Annotated in this window: 19 protein-coding genes; 6 read left to right on the forward strand and 13 right to left on the reverse strand. The window is 42.1% G+C overall.

Annotation, left to right across the window (positions count from 1 at the left end; translation table 11 throughout):
* Positions 1–31: 31 nt before the first annotated feature.
* Positions 32–1,246: an extracellular solute-binding protein gene (locus NRIC_RS03705; protein WP_146621359.1), complete on the reverse strand. Its 1,215-nt coding sequence runs from the start codon at positions 1,244–1,246 to the stop codon at positions 32–34.
* Positions 1,247–1,467: 221 nt separating this feature from the next.
* Between NRIC_RS03705 and NRIC_RS03710 the strand changes: the two genes are divergently transcribed.
* Positions 1,468–2,451 carry a LacI family DNA-binding transcriptional regulator gene (locus NRIC_RS03710; RefSeq protein WP_146621360.1) on the forward strand — a complete coding sequence of 328 codons (984 nt, stop codon included), beginning with the start codon at positions 1,468–1,470 and terminating at the stop codon, positions 2,449–2,451.
* 515 nt (positions 2,452–2,966) lie between these two features.
* Here NRIC_RS03710 and NRIC_RS03715 read toward each other — a convergent pair.
* Together NRIC_RS03715 and NRIC_RS03720 are read right to left on the reverse strand one after the other, a co-directional pair.
* The gene (locus NRIC_RS03715) at positions 2,967–3,896 is read right to left on the reverse strand and encodes a nitronate monooxygenase (RefSeq protein WP_146621361.1); all 930 of its coding nucleotides are present in this window, start codon (positions 3,894–3,896) and stop codon (positions 2,967–2,969) included.
* A gap of 68 nt (positions 3,897–3,964) precedes the next feature.
* Positions 3,965–4,459 (reverse strand): S24/S26 family peptidase, encoded by a 495-nt coding sequence (locus tag NRIC_RS03720; RefSeq protein ID WP_227873730.1) that lies wholly within the window; start codon positions 4,457–4,459, stop codon positions 3,965–3,967.
* Between the two features lie 193 nt (positions 4,460–4,652).
* On the opposite strand from NRIC_RS03720, the gene NRIC_RS03725 reads away from it, so the two are divergent.
* Positions 4,653–6,287: a hypothetical protein gene (locus tag NRIC_RS03725; RefSeq protein WP_146621362.1), complete on the forward strand. Its 1,635-nt coding sequence runs from the start codon at positions 4,653–4,655 to the stop codon at positions 6,285–6,287.
* Between the two features lie 48 nt (positions 6,288–6,335).
* On the opposite strand, the gene NRIC_RS03730 is transcribed toward NRIC_RS03725, so the two are convergent.
* The 7 genes from NRIC_RS03730 to NRIC_RS03760 all read right to left on the reverse strand — a co-directional run bounded on the left by NRIC_RS03730 (position 6,336) and on the right by NRIC_RS03760 (position 17,256).
* Positions 6,336–7,976: a SpaH/EbpB family LPXTG-anchored major pilin gene (locus NRIC_RS03730; protein ID WP_146621363.1), complete on the reverse strand. Its 1,641-nt coding sequence runs from the start codon at positions 7,974–7,976 to the stop codon at positions 6,336–6,338.
* On the reverse strand, positions 7,976–8,710 hold the full coding sequence (locus NRIC_RS03735; protein WP_146621364.1) for an LPXTG cell wall anchor domain-containing protein: 735 nt from the start codon (positions 8,708–8,710) through the stop codon (positions 7,976–7,978). The genes NRIC_RS03730 and NRIC_RS03735 overlap by 1 nt, the downstream gene beginning before the upstream one ends.
* Positions 8,707–11,889: a VWA domain-containing protein gene (locus tag NRIC_RS03740; protein ID WP_175579987.1), complete on the reverse strand. Its 3,183-nt coding sequence runs from the start codon at positions 11,887–11,889 to the stop codon at positions 8,707–8,709. The genes NRIC_RS03735 and NRIC_RS03740 overlap by 4 nt, the downstream gene beginning before the upstream one ends.
* 1,646 nt (positions 11,890–13,535) lie before the next feature.
* Complete coding sequence (gene lplA / locus NRIC_RS03745; RefSeq protein ID WP_146621366.1) at positions 13,536–14,543, reverse strand: lipoate--protein ligase; 1,008 nt, start codon at positions 14,541–14,543, stop codon at positions 13,536–13,538.
* A gap of 11 nt (positions 14,544–14,554) precedes the next feature.
* Positions 14,555–15,292, reverse strand: coding sequence for an MBL fold metallo-hydrolase (locus tag NRIC_RS03750; protein WP_146621367.1), 738 nt, complete (start codon positions 15,290–15,292; stop codon positions 14,555–14,557).
* A gap of 16 nt (positions 15,293–15,308) precedes the next feature.
* Positions 15,309–16,073 carry a DUF975 family protein gene (locus NRIC_RS03755; RefSeq protein ID WP_146621368.1) on the reverse strand — a complete coding sequence of 255 codons (765 nt, stop codon included), beginning with the start codon at positions 16,071–16,073 and terminating at the stop codon, positions 15,309–15,311.
* A 103-nt stretch (positions 16,074–16,176) separates the two neighbouring features.
* Entirely contained in the window at positions 16,177–17,256 is a 1,080-nt protein-coding gene (locus NRIC_RS03760) for a M42 family metallopeptidase (protein WP_146621369.1), read from the reverse strand.
* Between the two features lie 101 nt (positions 17,257–17,357).
* On the opposite strand from NRIC_RS03760, the gene NRIC_RS03765 reads away from it, so the two are divergent.
* Positions 17,358–17,771, forward strand: coding sequence for an NUDIX domain-containing protein (locus tag NRIC_RS03765; protein ID WP_146621370.1), 414 nt, complete (start codon positions 17,358–17,360; stop codon positions 17,769–17,771).
* Between the two features lie 26 nt (positions 17,772–17,797).
* Positions 17,798–18,070 carry a hypothetical protein gene (locus NRIC_RS03770; RefSeq protein ID WP_146621371.1) on the forward strand — a complete coding sequence of 91 codons (273 nt, stop codon included), beginning with the start codon at positions 17,798–17,800 and terminating at the stop codon, positions 18,068–18,070.
* A 32-nt stretch (positions 18,071–18,102) separates the two neighbouring features.
* Here the strand turns inward: NRIC_RS03770 and NRIC_RS03775 are convergent, their stop codons facing one another.
* From NRIC_RS03775 to NRIC_RS03785, 3 genes are read right to left on the reverse strand one after another with little or no spacing between them, the layout of a single operon-like run.
* A complete protein-coding gene (locus tag NRIC_RS03775; protein WP_146621372.1) occupies positions 18,103–19,293 on the reverse strand; it encodes an ABC transporter permease in 1,191 nt (396 codons plus the stop codon).
* Positions 19,280–20,419, reverse strand: coding sequence for an ABC transporter permease (locus tag NRIC_RS03780; protein ID WP_146621373.1), 1,140 nt, complete (start codon positions 20,417–20,419; stop codon positions 19,280–19,282). Before NRIC_RS03780 ends, NRIC_RS03775 begins: the two co-directional genes overlap by 14 nt.
* Before the next feature lie 11 nt (positions 20,420–20,430).
* Positions 20,431–21,363, reverse strand: coding sequence for an ABC transporter ATP-binding protein (locus NRIC_RS03785; RefSeq protein WP_146621374.1), 933 nt, complete (start codon positions 21,361–21,363; stop codon positions 20,431–20,433).
* A gap of 116 nt (positions 21,364–21,479) precedes the next feature.
* On the opposite strand from NRIC_RS03785, the gene NRIC_RS03790 reads away from it, so the two are divergent.
* Both NRIC_RS03790 and NRIC_RS03795 read left to right on the forward strand, forming a co-directional pair.
* The gene (locus NRIC_RS03790) at positions 21,480–22,589 is read left to right on the forward strand and encodes a sensor histidine kinase (RefSeq protein ID WP_146621375.1); all 1,110 of its coding nucleotides are present in this window, start codon (positions 21,480–21,482) and stop codon (positions 22,587–22,589) included.
* Positions 22,564–23,196: a response regulator transcription factor gene (locus tag NRIC_RS03795; RefSeq protein ID WP_146621376.1), complete on the forward strand. Its 633-nt coding sequence runs from the start codon at positions 22,564–22,566 to the stop codon at positions 23,194–23,196. The genes NRIC_RS03790 and NRIC_RS03795 overlap by 26 nt, the downstream gene beginning before the upstream one ends.
* Positions 23,197–23,226: the final 30 nt, after the last annotated feature.

Genomic DNA, 23,226 nt, shown 5'->3' on the forward strand with positions numbered 1-23,226 from the left:
GTAGCCTGCTACCTTCCTCAATATTAGATAATTATTCTTTTACAGGTTTAGAAATATCTTTCACAAGTGTATCTAGTTTTTTCTGCATATCCGCTTCTGTCACTTTGCCGTCATAGGTATCTACTAACAAAGCATTCATATTTGGCCAGAAGTTCTTCATTTCTGGTAATTTAGGCATCAAAACTGAGTGCTCATCGGTTGTTGCCACAGAAACTGTTTTAGCGATTTGATCGCTTTGAATCTCATCGCTTTCACGAGCAGCCTTGTTACTAGGTACGGTGCTAATTCCTTTAAAAACCTCTAATTGCGCTTCCTCATTTGTTACGAACCGTGCGAGATCCATCGCTTTGCCAGGATTTTTAGTCGCTGCATTGACTACAAAGATCGGCACACCACTGAATGCTTTTAAATTTACTTGTCCATTGCCAAAGTCCGCTTTAGGATAAACAGCTGTACCCATGTTTTCGCCTAAAATATCTTTAACGTTTTGAGCATTCCACACGCCACTGAACAAGGCAGAAATTTTTCCTTCTTGTAATGCACTGATCTCATCAGAATTCACCGCAACAATATTCTCGTTTTCTTTTGCTTTTCCGACCCATTTCAGTACATTTAGCCCCGCTTCATTGTTCAACGTCGAGCCATCAACATCGTCACCCTTTTCTCCGTATAGTGACGCACCATTAGCAATAAACCACGGAGTCAATCGATAGTCGGCACCAGCTTCTGCGATATTCAAGCCAACTTTTCCTTTTTTTGTTAAACTGTCTAATGTTGCTAAATCGTCTTCGTTATAGACGCGTTTGTCGTAATACAAGAACATAGCATCCGCACTGGCTGGATACCCATACATTGTATCTTCATAACTTGCTGCCTCGATCGCCATTGGAATATCCGTCTTTTTGATTTCATCCTCGTACTTTTCATTTTCATAGACAGAACCCGCTTCAACTAATTGTCCAAGTTGATCGTGAGGCAAACGAATCACATCTGCAGCAGCTTCCCCATCTTTTAATAATCCGTCATCAGCTTCTTCAATCTCAATTACTTCTACTTTTACATCATTTTTCTTTTCGAATTCTTTTGCTAATTTGCGATAGGTGTCTGCTTGATTCAAACCAACCCACATTTTCAAAGGTTCCTTATTATCTTTGCTAGAAGCCTTATCCTCGTTTGAACCTCCACAAGCTCCCAACATTCCTGAAACACATAGCAATGAAACCAACCATAATACTTTTTTCTTCATAAAAACGTCTCCTCATTTAAAATATTTGGTTCCCTAAGCAGGATTTGATACAAAAAGTATTCGCTTTCTTTATCTGAGTCGATTATATGTCAATCGTTTTCATATGTCAATCGTTTTCATAAAAAATATGTGTAACGATTTCATATCCATTTTTGTTGCTATATCAACTTTTTAGTCTATAATAGAAATAGGTTTATTTTATCAAACAAGGAGAAAAGATTATGCCTAGTATAGAAGATGTAGCAAAAAAAGCACGCGTATCGGTCACCACCGTTTCACGGGCTTTGAATGATCATCCGTATGTTTCTGCTAAAACGAAAAATAAAATATTCAAGGCGATGGAAGATTTGAATTATTACCCTAATAATGTCGCCCAGCAACTACGCGGGAAAGGCTCAAAAATGATCGGGGTCATCATTTCTTATATCACCAATCCCTTTTTCGCCTATCTAGTCGATGCGATCGAGACAACAGCCTTGGATCAAGGCTATCATCTAGTCGTGATGCAAACACGAGGCAATCAGCAGCTGGAAAAGTTTTATATTGAGATGATCAAGAAAAAGCAATTAGACGGCATCATTATCACCAATTTAGAAACCGCCACCAAAGAAGTAATCGATCTGATGGACGATGGTAAAATCGTCCTTTGTAATCGCTACATTGGCGATGAAAAATTGCCGGTGATTCAAATTGATGAAGCTGCAGCCAGCTTCATGGGAACAGAATATCTGATAGAAAAAGGACATAAAAAAATTGCCTTTTGTACCGGAAATATCATGAACCCTCACGACCATCGCTTCAAGGGCTTTCTGAAGGCGCTGGCCACCCATGGACTAGAATTTAAAGAAGAATGGTTTTTTGACGATGTTTTGGGGATCGAAGGGGGGCGGAGCTTTGTTGAGCGGTACGCTCAATTGGCAGATAGGCCAACGGCGGTCTTCTCTAATGGCGATGAAGTTGCTGCTGGTATCATAAGTGAAGCGCGGAAATTTCAAATTACTGTCCCCAATGATTTAGCCGTTTTAGGATTTGATGATCAGCCAATCGCTTCGATCACCTATCCACAAATTACGACAATCCAACAGCCGATCCACAAGATGGGAGAATGCGCGACCAATATGCTGATCTCAAAGATCGAGAACAAGGACCTTTCTGAACCGATTAATGATCTCCGAACGGAATTGATTATCAGAGAGTCGATTTAGTTTTTCAACATTTTGAAATAGCGACGTTCTTTTTCGAACGTCTTTCTTACTTGCTTTCTGTTAATGTACAATCACAATAAAGATTTTTAAAGCTAGTTGTAGTGAATTCATGCTAATTAAACCTACTTGCTTCGAAACTTTTTTAGGAGTAATTACAAGAAATTCTTAATGGGAAATTTCCCTCATTCTACACTTTATCGAAAAACACGATCATTTCATAATTCCTAGTGATATTAAGGTTATGAATTTAGTATTTACTCCCCGTAGTTAGATACTGGGGGATGACATTTGATTGATTTGTTAGTCAATTTGCTACCATAAACTTCCATTTCTGTGACTCGATAAAATACTACTTATCGTTGATATAAGGCTGCTCTGCTCCACTTTAAAGCGTCTAGATATATTTTTTCATGTACCTTTTAAGTGGGCAATCGCGGGTTCGAATCCCTTCTGGCACTTCAAAAACAAGAATGGAAAGAACGGTCAGCTTATTAAAATCAGCTGACCGTTCTTTCTTACAAATTCTCCACAGCCTGCCTCACCAGCTCCACTGCACCTTCATACAACCACTCTAGGATCTCCTGTGCACTTCTGACCTCATCGACCAATCCCGCACTCTGACCAGCGATCACCGCTCCAAAATCAGCATCGCCTTTTTTAATCGCGCTGAACGATTTGCTAACTCTTGTTTGTAAGACATCATCTGCGGCCTGCTGACGTTCTAGTTCAACATATTCATTCGTCATTTTATTAGCCACAACTCGCAATGGTCGTTTGTAGGTTGAGCCGATCACCACCGTATCCGTTTCTCTCGCCTGCAGGATTTTTTCCTTGTACGTTTGAGAAACTGGACACTCTTTCGCTGCCAGAAATATGGTCCCGCACTGAACTCCAGATGCTCCTGCCGCTAACGCAGCTGCCATGCCGTTCGGTGCAGCAATTCCACCCGCAGCGATCACTGGAATCGAAACTGTCTGCAGCACCTTTTGTAACAGAACCAGTGTCGAGACATTCCCGATATGGCCTCCTGACTCTACTCCTTCTACGATGACTGCATCACAACCGATTTCTTCCATTTTGCGCGCAATCGAAGCATTCGGGACCACTGGAATGACTTTGATGCCTGCTTCCTTGAATTGTGCCATAAACCGTTTCGGCGTTCCTGCTCCCGTGGTAACGATGGGCACCTTTTCGTCCACGATGACTTCGACAAATTCTTGGCAGTTCTTCATCAAAAGCATCAGATTCACACCAAACGGTTTCTCGGTCATTCGGCGCAGCGCGTGAATTTCGTCCCGTAATCCTTCTGGTGTCAATCCATTCGAGGCAATGATACCTAACCCGCCTGCTTTGGATACAGCTCCGGCCAGCTGATGTGTGGAGATTTGAGCCATCGCTCCTTGAAAAATCGGATACTTGATCTTCAACAATTCACTTACTTTCATTGTCTGCTCCTTTCGGTCTCATCTCTGATCGAATCGTATCACAATGAAGAGACGGCTTCAAACGAACTTTATTCTAAAAACACGTTTCGATGGTAGTCCTGCTGGGAAAACAATGTTGCCAAGGTCAAAAAAACAGATGACAGCAGCAGGAGGAGTTTGATGATATTCATATAGTAGTCATTCATCAAAATACCCAAATACGGAACGTAAAACGCGGGCTCACCGATAATGTTTCGGGCATGAATGACACCCATCTCTGCTTGCAGCATCTGATCTCCTTTGACAAAATACCCGCCAAGCTGATTGTCTGCCGTAAGCACTCTTCTGGTTTTGATGGCTTTTCCTTGATTTTCATAATAGGTGATCAGATCACCCTTCCGAATATCACGGGATTGCTTCCTGACGAAAACCAACCCGTTCTTTCTATACTCAGGAGCCATGTGATCGTCTCCAATGATATACGGACTAACATTAAAAACACGCGGAACAACGATCGTCAACGCTGATAAAAAGAACATGAACAAAATAGATATACCCATAATAAACGTTATTTTTCTTTTCACCCTGCCACAGACTCCTTCGGAAAAATGATTTATTTCTTTAAATATTATGATAACATATTTGGTTAAACAATCAATTACCAACCAGTTTTATCATATTGATCACAAATAACATTCCTTATTTTTCATTGATGTGTTAGGATTATCAAAGAATACTAAAAAATATAGATTTATCTGAAAGCGAGAGAATCTTTTAATGCTTACTGAAAATAAACAACCGACCTCCTTTTTATTCGTTCACTGGAAAGCCATCACTGTTATCATCACAACAGTTATTTTAATCATTCTTTCAATTACTATCATTTGGACAAATTTGCTTCATCCGGTATCGGCGGTGCAGGTCCTTGAACAGGATTGGCTGTTTTCTGAAAAAAATCGAACCGACCAGCAATTAATTGGTTCCACTAAAAAACGAATGGCCACGATCCAAGCGGAAGAACCGCTGATCATGCAAAAGAATTTGACGACTGCGTCTGAAATCACAACTTTAGCACTGCGAACCAATCATCAATGGATTTCAGTGTTCGTCGATAATCAATTGATCTACGAATACCAGCCAACAGCCAAAGAGCAAAGACCCGGTTTTTTATTCACCTCGGTCAAGCTCCCCAGCCACTTCAACGACAATACTTTAAGGATCGTCACAACAAGTCCTTATTCGTTTTATTCTGGAATCCCTGCACAGGTATTTATCGGCAGTCAAGAGGCGATCCAGCGCTTCCTGCGTATTCATACCTTGCCTCAGAGGGTGCTTTTGCTATTGAGCATCTGTTTTTCAGGAGTCATCCTCATATGCTTGAAACGACGTCAAACGAGTTCGAAGAGACGTAAAGTTATGAGTGGTTCGCTGATCGCATTTATCTTTTCGATCGGCATACATGCATTATCCAGCACACCGCCTTCAATGATGGCACATGTAAACCCTGAATTGCCATCAACCTTGTACAATTTGTCGTTGTTGCTGATACCGACTTTTTTAACTAGCTATTACCTGCTGCGGACAAAACGCTATTTCCGCTGGTATTTTCCGATGATGCTGATCGGTTATTTGATCGTTCTTATTAATTTGGCTTGTGTTGTTTTCATGCGGACACCGATCCCTGCTGTATTAAATCTTGCGGTAGGGTTCCATGTCTTCAACACACTTTACACAGCCTTGATCTCCTTATTAGAGGCGTCAGATGAGAATCACTTTTTTATCATTTGTTCGCCAGGAATTATTACTGCAGCGATTATTCATTGCTTTTTCTACATTCAATTGTTTATTGGTGCTGCCAACTTGACCATCGATTGGCCAATGATTGTTTTTACTTGTCTGGCAATCGTATTATTCAGCTACCATTATTGGGAAGATTGCACGTATATTCGCACACATAAACGATTAATAGAAATAAAAAAAGAACCGGAAGCCATTGCTGCTGGCTATCAGGAACTACTGGATAATCGTAACTATTCTGTTTCAGAAATACTGGAAGAATTACACCACGATTATCAAAAGAAATTTGAAGCATTGACCGTCCCATTCACCTATCAGCTGCAATTGGAAGAATCTTCCAAGGCGCTCGAAGAAGAACAGCTGCTGCTGTTGGTTCACCTGCTTGAAAAGCTATGGCAGCTCAGCAAGCAGATGCCATTCCCTGTTCATGTGGTAATCAGGCAAAGAAACGGGGAGTGGACCATCGAAAGTCATTCGGCTCATTACGAAAAAGACCTGCTGGATCATCCAGTTGAGTCCGATGTTCGTCTGTACTTCCATCACCTCACCACTCTGATCCAAAAGAGGTGCGGTCACTATGAACAGCTGGAAGACTGTTTGATTATTCGAATCTAAAAAAATAGATGACGGGAAAATTCCCATCATCTATTTTTTATAGTTGTTTTAGATTGCTTCTTCTCTGATGTTGCGGTATTTAATAACAGCTGCTGCCATCAATGCAATACCTACAACTAGGAAGGCAATGATACCCATTCCACCAGTTGATGGTAGGAATCCGCCTGAAGAAACGTTTGGTACTTTAGACAACGCAGAAGTTTCTGTATAAGAACCTTCAGTAACTGTAAATTCAAAATCATCGTCTAATAACAAGAATCCGTTTGGAGCTTTTGTTTCACGCAAGTAGTAAGTGCCTTTAGCCAAGCCAGTTACTTCAAATGCGCCATCATTTGCAGAAGTTAATACGTCCGCATCTGCTTTATTGGCTACCCAAGTTGGGTTTCCAGCTGCATCTTTTTTCAAGAATGTTTCTGATGCGCCCTCTTTTTTAACAACGACAAATTCTGCTCCGCCTAAACCTTGTGCTTCATTGCCAGACTCGTGTTTTTTGAACTTACGTCCACCAGTTCTTACTCCTGGAGGAGGGTTTGGTGTTGTTCTGTTGTCTTCTTGGTCACCGTCATGTGTCATTTCGATTCCCAAGTTATTTTTCACTTCTGTGTCTACTTCTGTGTAGTCAGTTAATGAAATTGCATAAGTGATTTCGATCTTTTGTCCTGCAAATTGCTTCAAGTAATCTGCAGTTGCTTTTGATGTAGTGAAATCAGTTGAAGGTGTATCAGTGCTTTTACCAGCGTTTAAGTTCGCTGCCAAAGTAAATCCAGCTGCGTCACTGTAAGGAGCTGTCACACCATACTGAGTCAATGTTGTATGGTTGTTAAACTCAGCCAATGCAGCACCAGTTAATTCAGTTCCGTTAATCGTAATTTTCTTAATGCCCTCAAATTTCACACCTGTTTTTGATACTCTATCGACAAATGCAAATTTGTTGTAACGAGTCATTTGTTCACCCGTCGCTCCGTCAGTTAAGATATCACCGATTTGGCTTGGGAAGTTGAATGATGCTTTGTAGTTGATTACTTTACCAACTTCAAATACATAGTTGTTTTCGCCTGTTGGTAGAGTTGGTAATGGATTCCCATTTTCATCAACCAATTCCTTTTCTGGTCCAGGTTTGTCAGTCGATCTATTTTTCGGATACAAATGGATATCCACGATTTCATTAGAACCGTCCATTACTGGCAATACTAAGATTGTTGGAAATCTGTCGCCTTCATAACCATTTGGAATAGCTTCTTCAAAGTAATAAACTTTGTATGTTCCATCAGCAGCACGCTTTTCCAATCCGCTAAATGTTACATTTCCATTAGCATCCGTCTTAGCAGTTGGTGCAGCTTGAGTAGCATTAGCTTTATTAAGCTTATATGTTTTCATCAAAGCTTCAGTTTTTGCCTTAGCTTGATCATTTGTTTCGTTTCCTGTCAAAGCTAATTCATCATAAAAATCTTCTGTAACATCCCAAGGCGTGAATTCTACATCAGGTAGTCCCTGATATTGATCAAAGGCACTTGAAACCTTACCCGTGTTCTTGATTGATTCAGATGGAAGTTGATCCATTTTCTTTTTGTGTAGTGTTACATTCACTTCTTCTGCTGCTGAAGCGGTGCTACCCAATCCAAACAGCCCTGTTGCTAACGGCACAATACATGCTGCTGCCGCTAACATTGTCATTAATTTGCGTTTCATTATTCGTTCCCCCTGATTTTTTTAGTATTGTTCCTGAGCCCTAAGATCCCAAGGATTAAAAGCAAACCGCCGATTGCGAGGTAGTTTGTTACCACGTCATTGGTTTGAGGCAAAGTTTTTCGAGTCGTTGTTCCTTCAGTAACCCCTTGTGTCCGCGGCAAACTTGTACGCGGCTCTTCTTCCGATGATGGTGTCGGCTCTGATGGTGCTGGTTCTTCGATCTCTAGGTACTTGCCGTAGACCATTAGCTGCTCACTGCTGTCAACCATTGTATCCATGGTGTGAAGCTGTGCTGGAAACAGTACCACTGGTAAAAAGCGGTAGTTGCCTGTTTCGCCGCTTGCTAAGATCAAATACGCCGCTTCTTGATCGTTTTGATAGCGATCAACAGTTGTTTTCGCTACCCCTTGTGCATCTACACCGATTGGTGTTTCATTCAACGCCTCAAGGTCTTCCGATTCAAGAAATTCCTGCATTTCCCCTGTCTTCGAAAACTTATCTAGTAAGAATTCTTTGGCAGCTTTTTCGGAAAAGTTATTCGCTTTGCACCATGACGTGATGTCATAGAGCATAAACGTAATGTCTTCCGTTCCTTGTACTTTTTCTCCTCCTTCTATTTTTGTGTGTATCAGAACCTCCACCGTAGTATCCTCAATTGCTTGAGCGGGTGAAGCTGTAATACCTGCAATTAGAAAGGTTAGAAGGACCGCAAGGAAAAGTTTGATCTTTTTCATCGTGAGCCCCTCCTTTTGTTTAAGAATAAGTACCCTGCTCCCAAGCTGCCTCCGACAGCTAGACAAGATAATGAAATAAGCATTAGTTTCTGAACGCCCGAACCACCAGTGCTCGGAAGAACTTTACCCATCGCATTCTTTACTTTTAAATCAATTTTATTGCCCGCACTGGTTGCTCCGCCAGAACCTGTCACAAGCGGATTTGATTCAATCGTGACTGTTCCGTCTTCCGCAATCGTGATTGCAATTTTCTTGTCCAGACCGACAAACCCAGTTGGTGTCACTGTTTCTTCCAGTTGATACACTCCTGGTTTCAGTCCGGTAAAAGTAAAGGTTGAACCTGACGTTTTGGTTTGATCGTAGCCATTTGGTCCGGTTAATCGGAAAGAGGCTCCGTTCAGTGCTTTGCCACGTTCATCGATTTTGTCCACCTTCAGTTCAAAGTCGGCGATCCTATTAATGACTTCATGCGACCCAGACTGACCTTGTACAGATGCCTCGACAGCTGTACCACCTGAATTTTCTTTGACCTCAATGTTGAAATTGGTCATTTTTGCGTATCCAGATGGAACGTGCGTCTCTTCGACTTTGTACGTGCCTACTGGTAAGCCAGTCACAGTGACAGTGCCGTCCGCTTCTGGTTCGATACCTGTCTCAACAACTACATCTTGTGTCCCAGAAGTTCGTGTAATCGTAAATTTAGGCTTATCTGTTCCAGTAAACGGTGTTCCGTCATGTTTGAATTTCTTGAACGAATAGTTTGTCGTCATCAACGTATTCGTAATAACGATCGGTGTATTCGATACAAGGCTGTCAGGTTTGAAGGAATTGTTCGTGTTGTTCGAATATGTCGGTTTCGCATACCCTAACACTCTTTCCTCACTGCCTACTTGCTGCACAATCCGATAGGTGTAATTTGGTCCACTCATCACAGGAGGGAAACTTCCACTCCAATTGCCATTTTCTGTTAGCTCAATTTCCTCGATCGTACTCCATGTCGTCCCGTTGTCATCTTGCTCCTGCAAGATGATCTTGGCACTTGATGGTCGCAGTTTCCAGAAATCTTCAGCAGCGTTTCGCGAATCATCCCAATCGATTCGAACAGGAATCACAAAGTCTTTGATTGATGCCCGAGCCGAAGGAATACCAAACGGCAATATATCTTGTGTTCGCTGAGGAATTGGCGCCAAAGTCGATGATTTATGAATCGGATACCAATGTTCAGACTTGAAGCCTAATTGGGTCGTCTTCAAACGGACTTTATAGTTCACCTGAATCTCTTGCCCAGCCGAAAGATTGATATCTTTGACTTCGATGGTACGATCGTTATTGGTTTTACTTGCTTTTGGAAGGTCTCCGTTTGGAATCGTATTTCCCCAACCAGCTTCTCCAGCTTTTACCTGTTGAACAGTTGGGTTGCCAACCACTTCGTACATGTCACCTAGTTGGTTGATGATTTCTCCTTGGTCAACGGTCCGGCTGATAATGTCATACCAGTTTGTGATGTAGTCACCTAGTTCGGTACTATCACCCGCGTTATAGAAGAAATAATCATCCTCAGTATCACCTGTCGCATTTGCTTTTTTAGAAGACATCTTGTATAGTCCCCGAAGCAAATCAGGAATCGAGTGTTCTATCGGCTCATAACTCGGCAGAGGTGCAATGTTGAACGCAAGTGAATGAATTTCTACTCCTTCAGCTTTAATACGCTTTGCACGTGAATTCGTAGTAGTAATATGACTCGTTAACGGATGTCCATCAACTGATCTCGGTTGAGAGGCAGCAAATTGGGTTGTCGAACCAGGGCCTGCTCCAGAAATGTAACCTGAATGGTAGCCTAGATAATTGCCTGAGCCATCTTTATCTCTTGAATCAGTGATATAGGTTTGGTCATAATACATGTCGGAATCCTGTACGGCAGACAATCCTTCCCAACTATACGTCGGAACTCCATCGGTTAAGACAAATAATAGTTTCTTTCTATTACCTGCACTTTCGAAAAGATCGTTTGCTTCAGCCAGTCCACGTTCGGTAAAGGTACCACCTTCTGGTGCTGTAGAACCGTATTGGGCAACCATATCTTTCCAGTCATCCGGATTTCCCGAAACAGCAAAGTTTTTATTGTCGCTGCTTGGCATGAAGTCTGAGAAAATTGTTGCTCCTACTCGAATATTATTCGTGCTTGGAACGTGAAGCTTCGAGATTTGTTCAACTAAGTCCCCCATCGCCTTCACAGCATTCGCTTTTCTATTACCGCCTGTTCCACTCGCACTATCCATTGACTTTGAATTATCCAATAGAAAGACAATATCAACACCGGGCTCGTAATTCAGATGTCCGCGAACATTCATTTGAACATCAAATTCGTTTTTCACATCTGTTTGTTTAGCCAGTGCCCGCATAGACAAGTTGGGATTTTGCTTATTTCCGTAATGGATGTATGATTTAGTGTTATCATCATTAGCCACATCCCATTGTGTTACACCATCCCAGTTCGTTTCTGTGCTTTGTCCACCTTGGTGATTGATCACATTGGTTTGATTTTCCGGAACCCAAGGATGTTTGGGATATTTCCCTGTAGTATCCTCAGTGTATTCCGGGATCTTCGCAGTGTAGATCGTACTTAATGTTGAAGCGTCTCTTGAGCTGGCTGCCTTTGAGGCTTTCGTACTTTTTGCCGAAGAGCTTTTTTTTGCGGGTTCTTCGGAACTCTTTGTTAAATCAGTTGGAACTTCCAGCCAAAATGATTCTCCCAGTCCTAAGATATTTTGATTTGTTGTCTTTTTACTGGATTTTTGGCCGTTAGATACTTGTTCGTCCATTTCGACAAACAGTTGAAGCCTTTTTTGCGATTTCGGAATGGTGATTGAAAATTCTTTTTTTGCTGAGGGTGTAAAAGATTTTTCAATGAACCAACCATCTTCCACCTCCATTCCACTAGTGGTCGGATAATCAATGACGTTCCCATCTTCGTCTAAAATTTGGAGTTTCAGACGTTGCTGATGATTTTCTTCTTGTGCATCATGCTGGTACTTTATTCGAAAGACATTTTCTTTTCCCGTTGCTTCCATCTCATATGAGACGGACAAGAAATCTTCATCAATCAAAACTGTTTTTGTTGTTTCAGCAATAGCTTGCATTCCAAGAGGCAATACCTCCAAAATTAATGAAAGCAGCATCGTAAGAACCATCAACAATCTCAGTTTCTTTCATTTCATAACTCCTACCTCACTTCCTATCTAAATTCCCCCTAGCGATATCAGTTTAAATAATTTTAGTTTTTTAATCCATTTGGCATCATTTTTTAAATTAGTTATTTTAATTTTTTATTAATAAAAAAAATGCTTTTAAACATCGCTTTCCACTTTTTACAAATGTTATTTTACAAAAAAATTTAAATTATATAAACAAAACGAATTCCCTATATCTTTATAACTAAGTAAAATTATTGAATTATTTTCAAATAAAATAAATTATTCCTCGTTTTATAAAAAAGCTTATAAATCAACGGTTGAAAGGGCAAAAAGATGATATGGGTGCCCGTGGCAAAGCATTATTTCATTGAAAACTCATTTTTCATGAATCAAAAACAATTTTTTTCTTTTTGAATTTGACATTTTCCAGTAAAAAAAAATGCTGAAAACTTTTCGATATGTGTTTTTTTATATAATCTACCTATATATTAATTTAGATTTGCTAAGTTATTTAAAATGAGGTTTATATGAATAGAAATCGTTAATATTAGTTATGGTTAGGGGAGTAAATATTTTTTTTGACCTCCAAAAAGAACATCACTATTATAAAGCGAAAAGGCTCTCACCTATTCTATTTAAAAATCAAAGCCTAAATGAAGAATGTCAACTATACTTTTTTTCAAATTCTGCAAAAAAAAATAGCCTCCGTGATTCTTTTTACACGAAAAAACATTGCAATAGAAGGAACTCTCTCTTTGCAATGCTCTTATCTTTAAAACTTTGTTCTCTTCCTTCTATCTTGAAATGCAATACAGTCCTCCTGCAGCAATTCCTAATATCAAAATCAGTCTTCCTGTGAAGAGTAAAGGCTCAGCAGTCAATTGATTGTTGATTGTCTCTTGGAACAATTCCTCAGCCAGCACCATCTCTCCATCCGCTTAACAAGTGACTTTGAATTTCGGATTATCTGCTGTAAAAACTCTATTCCAGTATTCATTTCGTCTAGTGAACGCATAAGTCTGTACTCACCAGCGCCTTTGTAATGATGATGCCTTTACCCGAAAGATTTTCTGAGCTAAATGTATTTTGATTATGTGTAGGTTGACTGTGAGCAATTACTTGATAGGGATTGTTCTTCACTTCTTCATTTTTCATCTTCTAATCGGATCGTTCGTTTGACATTGGTGGTGAAGAGCGTGTATGTCCCTTGGAGCATATCATGCTAGTGATGGTATTGAACCAGCTTACATCCTATTCACGTGGGCGATTGAAAGTAATCGGATTCAATTTTGAGAAAAGCAGTCTCTCTTTTTCAGCTGTCAGTTTCAGATTTTTTCTGTATAAGTCCTTATCACCAATGACGTCTTCCACTGGTCCCGTCAGCGTCGCTGCGTTTAATCAACTGACGAGCATAGTCATTTTGTTGGTTTTTAGCAGGCAGAGATTGCATGCCCTTTGAATAGAATCTGTAGCGATTTTTCGCTAGGAAACAGAAAATCCGCCGTGGATAGGATTGGCAACAATCATTACCCGCAACGGATTTTCTTATTATTAACCTTTTTCGATGGCTCTGCAACATGCACGAGAGTTTTATTATCTGTTGTTTATATTCGTTTTTAAAAAAAAGAATTTTAGTAAACCAGTGATAATAAATCATCTTTTGTTATATTTCCAAAATAGTGGCTGATGTCGATGGTGTCGATGACCTTAGCTAATTCTTCTTTGCTGTATTGCGTGCCAGTCAGCGCTTTTTCAACATCCTCAATCTCCCCTAACCCAAAGAAGTCCCCAAAGATCTTCACTTCTTTGATTATTCCTTCAGCAACATTCAAGCGAATCTCGATCGATCCGATTGGGAAACGTTGCTGACGTTCTAAATCAAATGCTGGAGAATGACCAAAATTCCAATCCCAATTGCGGTAGTATTCGTCAGAAATGGCATTGATAGCCTGCCAGTCTTCCTCATTGAGCTCATGGGTTTTGACCTCCTCAACACTGTCCACACCAAAAATCTGCAGCAGGATCGCCTCGCGGAATTCTTCTGTGGTCATGGCTTGTTTCTGTTCGGAGAGGTAAGGTTTGATATTCGTTACCCGGGAACGAATCGATTTAATGCCTTTGGATTCGATTTTGTCCTTCTTCACCTTCAGTGCGTTTACGACCTCATCAATGTCGCTGTCAAACATCAGCGTCCCATGAGCAAACATCCGCCCATTGGTCGAATACATGGCATTCCCAGAAAACTTCTTGTCCTCGATAACCAGGTCATTACGACCCTTTAGCTCCGCATCGGCAACACCCAGCTTTTGCAGCGCTTCGACGATCGGCTCCGTCACTTTTTTGAAATCGCGGAAGGAATTGCCATCATCAGGCATAATAAAGCTAAAATTTAAATTGCCTTCATCGTGGTAGACAGCCCCGCCACCGCTCAATCGGCGAACGACCTTGATGCCATGTGCATCGACATATTCTTTATTGATTTCTTCGATCGTATTTTGATTTCGACCAATAATAATCGACGGCTCATTAATATAAAACAATAGAATCGGTTCATCTAACGGCATTTCTCTTAATAAATAGGTTTCGATGGCTAAGTTGATCCGTGGATCACGTTGGTTGTCATTTGGTACGTAAAGCATCTAATCAGCTCCTATAGGACAAATTTTTTATGCGGTTCGGCCAATTCCACTGGTATCTTACCACTAACGGCTTGGGCCTGTTGACGCAATAGCTCTAGATCCCCCTGCTGCGGAAGATGTGTTAGAACTAACTTCTTCACACCCGCCTCTTTAGCCAACGTCCCAGCTTCTTGTGCTGTGAAATGCGCTTTGTGTCGTTCATTGCCGTTGAATAGATAAGTGTCGGCTAAGAAAAGATCCGCTCCTTTGGCAAACTCGGTGAAGTCTTCCAAGTATCCTGAATCTCCGGTAAACACAAAGACTGATCCAGTCGCTTCCTCAACAAAACGCATCGCAAAACATGGGACCGGGTGGATCGTTTTCATAAAGGTAACAAGAAACGGTCCCAGCTTCAACTCTTCTGCCTCAAAATACGCATGCCCTTCGGTAACCCCCTCCATCGTCAGGTCACTGAAATGAAATGCGTCTTCGGTATGACCATAGATCGGCAGCACTGGCTTCGGTGTTTTGGTCGGATATAATTGCCAATAGTATTGCAGCACCCCTAAATCTGCGATATGGTCGTGGTGATAATGTGTCAAGATGACTGCGTCCAGCTCCAACGGGTCCAGTTCTTTTTCCAATTCTACCAATGTTGCACTGCCAGCATCCAGCAGCAGATTAAAGCCGTTGCTTTGCAGCAAATAGCTCGTCGTCCCTTGTCCATCGTAAGGGTACGCACCCAGACAACCTAAAACTGTTAAGTTCAAAAAAGTCAGTCCCTTCTTAAATAAGCTCTGCTTTTTCCTTCAATGCTTCATCATAAAAAGCGGCATTCGCCGTATTTGCATAGGCAACCGCCCAGAGAAGTCCGACTACTAACAATAACGCTCCCACGATATACCAGCCGATGAAAGAAAGCTGAAGCAAAATGAATTGTCCCCAACGATCCTTGATCATATCCCAAGCTTTTTTGATACATTCCATTGGTGCCAGTTCCGGGTAGTCAAATTTCAGATACACGGCAAAACGAAAGAGTCCGCTAATAATCGAGGTTACCAGCAAGAAGATCGCAAACGTCGCTAAGAACAGCAAAGCAAAACCAGCAGTTCCCAACAAAGGCAGCAGTTGAGCACTATTGGCCCCACTGCCAATCACAAATGCAAAGTAAACTGCCAGCCCTCCTTGTAAAATCACCGGGATAAAGATCACCAGACCAACCAGATATTGAACGATCGTAGACACGATATTGATCACCAACATCGGCACATAATACTTTTGTTGAAAGACGACAAAGAGTTGTCCAATATCTGCCCGTCCGCCACGAACGACAAACAAAGCCACATAATACATCGCGAATCCGAAAGCAAAGATAATAAATACATTCAATAATAAAGCAATAACTCCTTGAACAAATCCTTGGTTCAACATTTCACTGACGCGGCCAATAGCCATTACCAGCAGAGAATTTAAGAAGATCATTCCAACGTTGATTCCCCATTGTCCCCTTAGACGTTCCTTTGCAATTTCTTTGTACTCACCAATTCTCATTTTTTTCACTCCTATTTACATACTCGTTTTAAACGGTCTGCCCTTCCTCTTACTTTCTAGAAGCACTGGCCAAACAGCCGAGCAAAGAGGAAGGCGTGTTCTATTAATAATTTTTGATTTCTGCTAAAGCTTCATTATCCAATCGAGCCACTACTTCGGTAACCAAACGGACGGTGTTCAAGTAGTCCTCCTCATGAATGATCGTGCTGTGGGAATGCAGATAACGTACAGGCACGGTGATGGCCAGTGAAGGAACGCCATCTCGGGTCAAGTGCATTTGTCCAGCATCGGTGCCGCCCCCAGCAATCACGGTGTATTGGAAAGGAATCTCCAATTCTTCAGCGATTTTAATGACAAAATTCAACAGTCGTTTGTGAGGAATCATCGAAGCATCAAAAATTAGGATCTGTGGTCCCTTTCCCAGCACGGAATCAGCTTCTTTAGGTGTCATTCCCGGGGTATCACCAGCAGTTCCTGTATCCAGTGCAAAGGCAACATCGGGATTGACCATGTGCGCACTGGTTCGCGCGCCTCTCAAGCCTACTTCTTCTTGCACGTCGCTTCCTGCAAACAATACGTTATGATGCTCCCGTTTTGACAGATTTTCCAGCACGCGCAACGAAACGGCGGTCCCGATTCGATTGTCCCAAGCTTTTGCTAACAAGAATTTACTGCCGTTCATTCGCCGATACTCTGAATAAGGCGTGACCATATCACCCGGGCGGATACCCCACTCTTTGACTTCTTCTTGACTGGATGCCCCAATATCGATAAACATGTCCTTGATCTCAAAAGGCTTTTTGCGTGCCTCAGGAGTTAATACGTGCGGCGGCTTAGAACCAATCACACCATGGATAATGTTTCCATCCATCGTTTTGATCTCGACCTGCTGAGCCAGCATGACCTGATTCCACCAGCCGCCGATCGTCTGAAATTCTATAAAGCCTTTTTCGGTGATCTTAGTAACCATGAAGCCCACTTCATCTAGGTGACCTGAGATGTAAACTTTTGGTCCGCCTCCGGCCCCTTGCTTTGCAATCACACTGCCTAAGCCGTCAAAAAAGATATCATCGGCAAAGCCACTGGCATAGGACTTAAAAACCTCCCGAACTTCCTCTTCATTTCCAGCGATTCCGCGTGCAGAAGTCAGATCAATCAAAAGCTGTTCTTCTTTTTTCTCCAAAAATACCCCTCCTTTATTCCAATTTCTAGTATACCATTATCGAAAAAAATGTGCGTACTATTCCCGCTTATTCCTGTTATAATCAAAGGGAGGTGAGGAAGTTGGCGCGCGAATTAGCAATCGAGTTAACCATGATGGTGATGATTGAAAACACCAAAGGAAACATCCTTGTACAGGATCGACAAAAGCAGGATTGGCCGGGCTGGACGTTTCCAGGCGGGCATGTGGAACCCAACGAGGGACTTGAGGCCGCTGCGATTCGAGAAATCGAAGAAGAAACAGGTCTGACGATTACCCCACAGCTGATGGGAACAGCCGAATGGAACCACTTAGAAAGGGACACTCGTGAACTGGCTTTGCTCTTTCGGGCTGTCACGCCTTCAACAGAGGTCTCTGATCCGAACCTGTTTTGGGTTTCTAAGGAAGCATTGAAGGGGCAAGCGCTTGCCGGCACACTCAGCGAACTGCTGCCGATTTTTTTTGGTGAGAAGCAAACTATTTATTTCGAAGATTAAGTTGAATTTTTCAAGGAGGTCATTAGATGCGCGGTACCGTTTCTGAAAATCAAAGACACTACTTTTACGAATCTCCCTTTTTGATGCAAGGAGAAAATCAGTTATCATTGAGTGAGCTGCGGACGATATTTATTCGAACACTGGCAAATAATCCTCATGCTAACTACGTCTCCGGTGATTATTTTCTTGAAAAAAAACAAAGACGAGTCACTATTTGGCGCAAGGACGGCAAAAGCTTGTCCCGAGAGGAGCTTTTTGCTATTGATGAAGTTTTGCCCAAAATATTTGAGACTTACTAAAAAGAGCCGAAGCCTCCGCTTCGGCTCTTTTCTTATTTCTCTAGAACCACAGTCTCTTTTTTCGAAAAGGTTTTCAGTCCGCCTTTTTCTTTCATGGTAATCAAATGAAGGACGATAAAGACAGCTGCAAAAGACAGCAGGATCAGGGTTTGCTGAAGGAATTGATCTTTGAAAGACTGATTGAATTCCACTGTTTTCCCAATCAGAGCGTTGTTTTGGGCAAACCAGTAGGTTGGTGTGAAGGAGGCAATCTTATTAACGATATCCGGCATCAGCTCTGCTGGAACGAAGATCCCCCCAACAAAGCAGCTGCCCATGATAAAGACGTTGTTGATCCCGCTGATCGCTTCCTCTGATTTTACTAAGCTGGTGGCAGCAATGGAGAAGGCCACCATGACGCAAAAGAAGGCCAAAATATTAAGCAAAAAGTAGCCGGTAAGCTGATCAAAGCCGCTCTTTGTGATCACCAGCAAAAAGACAGTGAATATAATTAAGCAAAAGAAAGAGTACACCAAACTGCCAATTGACAAATAGCGGGACAATTTTCGACGAGAAACCGGTGCACAGCTGTTTCGTTTACGAATGTGCTCGCGATTAAAGGCCAAGTTAATGACAGCATATCCGCTGAAAACAGTCATAAACAACCCATAAGCCAAGAGATCAAAAATCCGTCCTTTGGCAATCTGTTTTCTCTTTTGATGATAGGTTTGATCAAAATGGACAGTGCCTTTTTCTTCGACAGTCTCTGCCGTTTGATTCAGCAATTCTGCAGATGACAAGTGCGGCATTTCTTTCTGATAGGTCAAATACGTATTCAAGTAATGGTTAATGGTCGTGTTGACCAGCATCTTAGTAAAAGTTCCTGGTTTGGTCTGGGTTTCAACCTTTGCCAGCTCGCCTTGTTCCAGTGTTTTCGCAAAGTCCTTAGGAATTGTCAGAATATAATCGACCTGGTTAAAATACAAGGCATCGTCCAAGCCTTTTTGTGAAGAATCCTCTAAGTTGACCAGCTCATGCTGACCTTTTAATTGCTTGATCAGTCCTTGGCTGATGGCAGTGTCATCTTGATCAAAGACCGCAACCTTTGCTCCTTCAAGTTCATTCGTTGAATCTTTTAAAGCACCTGAATAAAAGAAAGTAATAATGGTCATGATGATCAAACCCAGCAGCAGAGTTCCTTTGTTGCGCTTTAAAATTTGCAAAATGGCATTATAGACTGTCATACTGAACCTTCCTTTCAAAAAAGACATTTACAAGAATAAAAACGATCGCAAATCCAGAAAGCCAGATCAGATTTTGGTAAAAGGGCTTTAAGGATTCATAATAGAACAGCTGATACATACTGTCGCTGATCACATTAACAATATTGACCCTACCGAGAAGCGGTAAATGTTGATCGATCCAGTATTTGACCGTTTGCGAGCCCATCATCCCCGCAAAGAAGCTCATCGCCATGGAAACAGAAAGGCCAATGGATAATTTTTGCTGATAGGTCAGTTTGGAAAAAGCATTTCCGATCAGTGTACCTAGTGAGATAGTGGCCAAGCAGCCCAAGAAATAGACTAAACAGATATAGCTCCAGCGATCCCCAAAATCCACTTGATAAACAAAACGATAGACCGCCAAAATTATCATGTTCAGCACATAGAAGACCAGCAAGGTAGCTAACATGTTTGCGCTCGAGACTGTCAGCTTGCTCTTGGGAATCAGGGATAAACGAATGCCGTTTGACGACTGATTGGCCTGCTGGTCATTGGCATTTTTCAAGCCCCACATGAAGCCGTACATAATACTCATGCCGACAAGTGTAAAGAAGTAAAAGGATTTGATACTGTAATTTTCACTGACATGGACCTCTTCCACAAAATCTTCTTCCACAAACATATCCGCCGAAAGATCCTGCGGCTGAATGGCACCAGAGGTCAGCAGGGTTTCCACTTCCGCCGTTCGTTGCACATATTGGTTCAAAAATTCTTTCATGATCGTCTGAGGAACACCACTTTGGCTGACCGACATAGAGACATCCTCGTCGTCGATTTGATAATAGCCGGCGATTTTGTCCTCCGCCAATTGAGCAGCAGCCTGATTTTGATTCATCCGCTTGCTTTGATAAATTGATTTTCCATCTTTTTTAATGGAGTGAAGCACCTTTTCAAAGGCTTCAGTTTTTTCATTATTTTTAGAAATGATCCCAACAGAAGTGGTTTCTAACTGCCCCGCTTCATCCAAAGAACTGAAAGCCAAATTAAACAGCAGACCTAATACAATCGGAAAAGCAAAGGTCCAGAAGAGCGTCACACGATTTCTCAGCAGTACTTTGACTCGGTAAATAAATAAACGCCAAAACATGTTTCTTCCCCCTAATCTCTCAATTCTTTCCCAGTGATTTCCAAAAAGACGTCATTCAGCGTCGCTTCTTGCGTCTGCAGATCCGCGAAAGGAATCGACTTCATTTCAAAGTAAGTCAACAGCGGCAGCATCGATTGCCGCAGCTCTTGGGTATAAACCACCAAATGGATCTCATTGTAGTTGAGCTCCAAAATCCCCTCGATCTCACTGATCTCCTGCAAATGCTTTTGCGTTAAATTAGGTACTTCCATCACGATTTTTTCATTGGAACGGACCATGTTTTTCAGCTGCTCTTTGCTTCCTTCTGCGATTACCTGCCCTTGATCGATGATCACGATGTGGTTGCACAGCAGCTCAACTTCTTCCATGTAGTGTGTGGTATAAACAATCGTAGCGCCTCGCTGATTTAACTCCCTGATGCTTTCCAAGATCTTGTTGCGGCTTTGCGGATCGACCGCGACCGTCGGCTCATCAAGGAAAATCAGTTCAGGCTTGTGGACGATTCCGCAAGCAATATTCAAACGCCGTTTCAATCCACCGCTCAGCTGTTTTGGGTAGAACTTGCAAAATTCTTCCAAACCGACCATTTCGATTACTTCTTCGACATGGTCTCTTCGCTGACTTTTATCGCTGATGTATAAGCCGCAATAATAATCGATATTGTCTCTTACCGTCAGTTCTTCGAAAACGGCGATCTCTTGGGGCACGACACCGATTTTTTGTTTTAGATGGTATTTTTCCGGGGTCATCTCCTCCCCGAACAGCTTGATGCTTCCGCGATCATAGGCTAAAAGTGATAAGATACAGTTCATCGTCGTTGACTTACCGCTGCCGTTTGGTCCTAAAAGCCCTAAAACTTCCCCCTTCTTTACCTGTAGGTTCAAATGATTCAAGGCAATAAAATCACCGTAGCGTTTCACTAAGTTTTCAATTTCGATCATCATGGCAAAATCCTCTTTTCTTTTTCTTCTTACCATGACTATAATGGAAAAAGAAATGTCAAATAAGTGAGTTTTTACTAAAACGAACATGACAAATGTCACATATTTAGGAGTGTACCATGAAACATACTTCCTATTGGTTTGATTATGCCTTTTTATTGCTGTTAGGCGCCCTATTTTTATCGGAAAATAGCTTTGCTGCGCAGGATGTTTTTTATGTCTTGATGAGCTTGCTGTTTTTAGCCCCTATTTTGTTCCTGCCTGCTCAGATAGGCACTTGGACCAGCTTTTTGCTGCAATTTTTCTCAAGTATGATCTGGATGAAATTTTTCTTCTTTCTCCCTGCAATGCTGCGAATCTTTTATCGGGAGAAAAAGCCGTATGAACAGATCGTTTTTATTTTTTTACTGGCTTTTTTCTTTCAAGAGCTTTCTGTTTCTTTAAAAACAATCCTATTCAGCCTCTCCATCGCCGCCATCTACTTGTGTCTGAAGGATCGGTTGATGTTCCAGTTGAATAAAGATCTGTTGGATTTGAAGGACGACAGCTGGGAAAAGCAGGAACTGCTAAAGGAACAAAATGCGGAGCTGGTACGAACACGGGAAAACTTTTTGGATTTGCAGGTTGCGGAGGAGCGCAACCGAATCGCCAGAGACATTCACGACAATGTTGGTCATCTGCTCTCCAGTGCGTTAATCCAATTAGGTGCCATTGAAGCGGTCAATCAGGATATGACTGTACAAAAATTATTGGAGCAGTTAAAGGTCACGGTCCACGCCGGAATGGACAACATTCGCAAGAGTGTTCATGGTCTGCACAGTGATTCTCTAAAACTCGAAAAAGCCGTCCAGCTAATGATCGAAGAGTTTCAATTTTGCCCGATCCTTGTCGAAGGACAGATCCCACAGCAGCTGACGAGTGAACAGGAAACCATGATCGCCGCCATTATCAAAGAGGCGCTCTCAAATGTGATGAAGCACAGCCAAGCCACACAGGTACGACTGATTTTTGATGAACTGCCTGCTTTTTACCGGCTGAAAATCATCGATAACGGAAAAACAACCACACAATCAAAAGGCTTTTCCAACGGGATCGGTTTGGCCAGCATGCGGCAACGCTCTCAAAAAATCAATGGCCAACTGCACATTTCCCACAGCGCGAAAGGCTTTCAAATCAATCTAATTTTGCCAAAGGAGGAGTCACATGATACGTGTCGTGATCGTCGATGATGATCGACTAGTGACCGAATCGTTAAAAACGATCTTAGAAGCCAGTGAGGAGATCACGGTCACCGGAACCGGACACTCAGCTTCCGAAGCAGTTTCGCTTTTTTTGCAGGAACGGCCAGATGTGCTATTGTCCGATATTCGTATGGGAGAAAGTACTGGAATTCAAGCTGCCAAAGAGATACTTCGGCAGGTACCGGATGCGGTGATTCTTCTGCTGACAACCTTTTCTGACGATGATTACATTCGTGAGGCACTGGAATTAGGCGTCAAGGGCTATTTGATCAAGCAAAATCTTTCCGCGATCGTGCCAGCGATTCGTGCCGTCAGTAATGGACAGTCTGTCTTTGGGACCGAGATCGTCGGCAAGCTGAACGAATTCATCCACCAGCCGTCAAGCAGCTCAGAAAAGCCCAAGTGCATCGAGCTTTCCGAACGAGAAGAGGCGATCCTTCTGGCTGTTGCTAATGGAAAAAACAATAAAGAGATTGCTCAAAGCCTGTTTTTAAGCGAAGGAACAGTTCGCAATTACATTAGCCAATTGCTGGATAAGTGTCAGGTACGGGATCGAACACAGCTGGCAATCTTTTATTATCAGGAATATCAATAATCACAAATGCAGCAGACGGCTTTCACAAAA

It is taken from the genome of Enterococcus florum (genome assembly GCF_004309355.1).
Taxonomy (GTDB): Bacteria; Bacillota; Bacilli; order Lactobacillales; family Enterococcaceae; genus Enterococcus_A; species Enterococcus_A florum.

Excerpts from the sequence above, each read along its gene's own strand:
- NRIC_RS03725 (WP_146621362.1), top strand. The coding sequence starts at position 4,653 with ATGCTTACTGAAAATAAACAACCGACCTCCTTTTTATTCGTTCACTGG.
- NRIC_RS03710 (WP_146621360.1), top strand. The coding sequence starts at position 1,468 with ATGCCTAGTATAGAAGATGTAGCAAAAAAAGCACGCGTATCGGTCACC.
- NRIC_RS03740 (WP_175579987.1), bottom strand. The coding sequence starts at position 11,889 with ATGCTGCTTTCATTAATTTTGGAGGTATTGCCTCTTGGAATGCAAGCT.
- NRIC_RS03795 (WP_146621376.1), top strand. The coding sequence starts at position 22,564 with ATGATACGTGTCGTGATCGTCGATGATGATCGACTAGTGACCGAATCG.
- NRIC_RS03705 (WP_146621359.1), bottom strand. The coding sequence starts at position 1,246 with ATGAAGAAAAAAGTATTATGGTTGGTTTCATTGCTATGTGTTTCAGGA.
- NRIC_RS03785 (WP_146621374.1), bottom strand. The coding sequence starts at position 21,363 with ATGATGATCGAAATTGAAAACTTAGTGAAACGCTACGGTGATTTTATT.
- NRIC_RS03780 (WP_146621373.1), bottom strand. The coding sequence starts at position 20,419 with ATGTTTTGGCGTTTATTTATTTACCGAGTCAAAGTACTGCTGAGAAAT.
- NRIC_RS03730 (WP_146621363.1), bottom strand. The coding sequence starts at position 7,976 with ATGAAACGCAAATTAATGACAATGTTAGCGGCAGCAGCATGTATTGTG.
- NRIC_RS03755 (WP_146621368.1), bottom strand. The coding sequence starts at position 16,073 with ATGAGAATTGGTGAGTACAAAGAAATTGCAAAGGAACGTCTAAGGGGA.
- NRIC_RS03775 (WP_146621372.1), bottom strand. The coding sequence starts at position 19,293 with ATGACAGTCTATAATGCCATTTTGCAAATTTTAAAGCGCAACAAAGGA.
- lplA (WP_146621366.1), bottom strand. The coding sequence starts at position 14,543 with ATGCTTTACGTACCAAATGACAACCAACGTGATCCACGGATCAACTTA.
- NRIC_RS03735 (WP_146621364.1), bottom strand. The coding sequence starts at position 8,710 with ATGAAAAAGATCAAACTTTTCCTTGCGGTCCTTCTAACCTTTCTAATT.
- NRIC_RS03790 (WP_146621375.1), top strand. The coding sequence starts at position 21,480 with ATGAAACATACTTCCTATTGGTTTGATTATGCCTTTTTATTGCTGTTA.
- NRIC_RS03770 (WP_146621371.1), top strand. The coding sequence starts at position 17,798 with ATGCGCGGTACCGTTTCTGAAAATCAAAGACACTACTTTTACGAATCT.
- NRIC_RS03715 (WP_146621361.1), bottom strand. The coding sequence starts at position 3,896 with ATGAAAGTAAGTGAATTGTTGAAGATCAAGTATCCGATTTTTCAAGGA.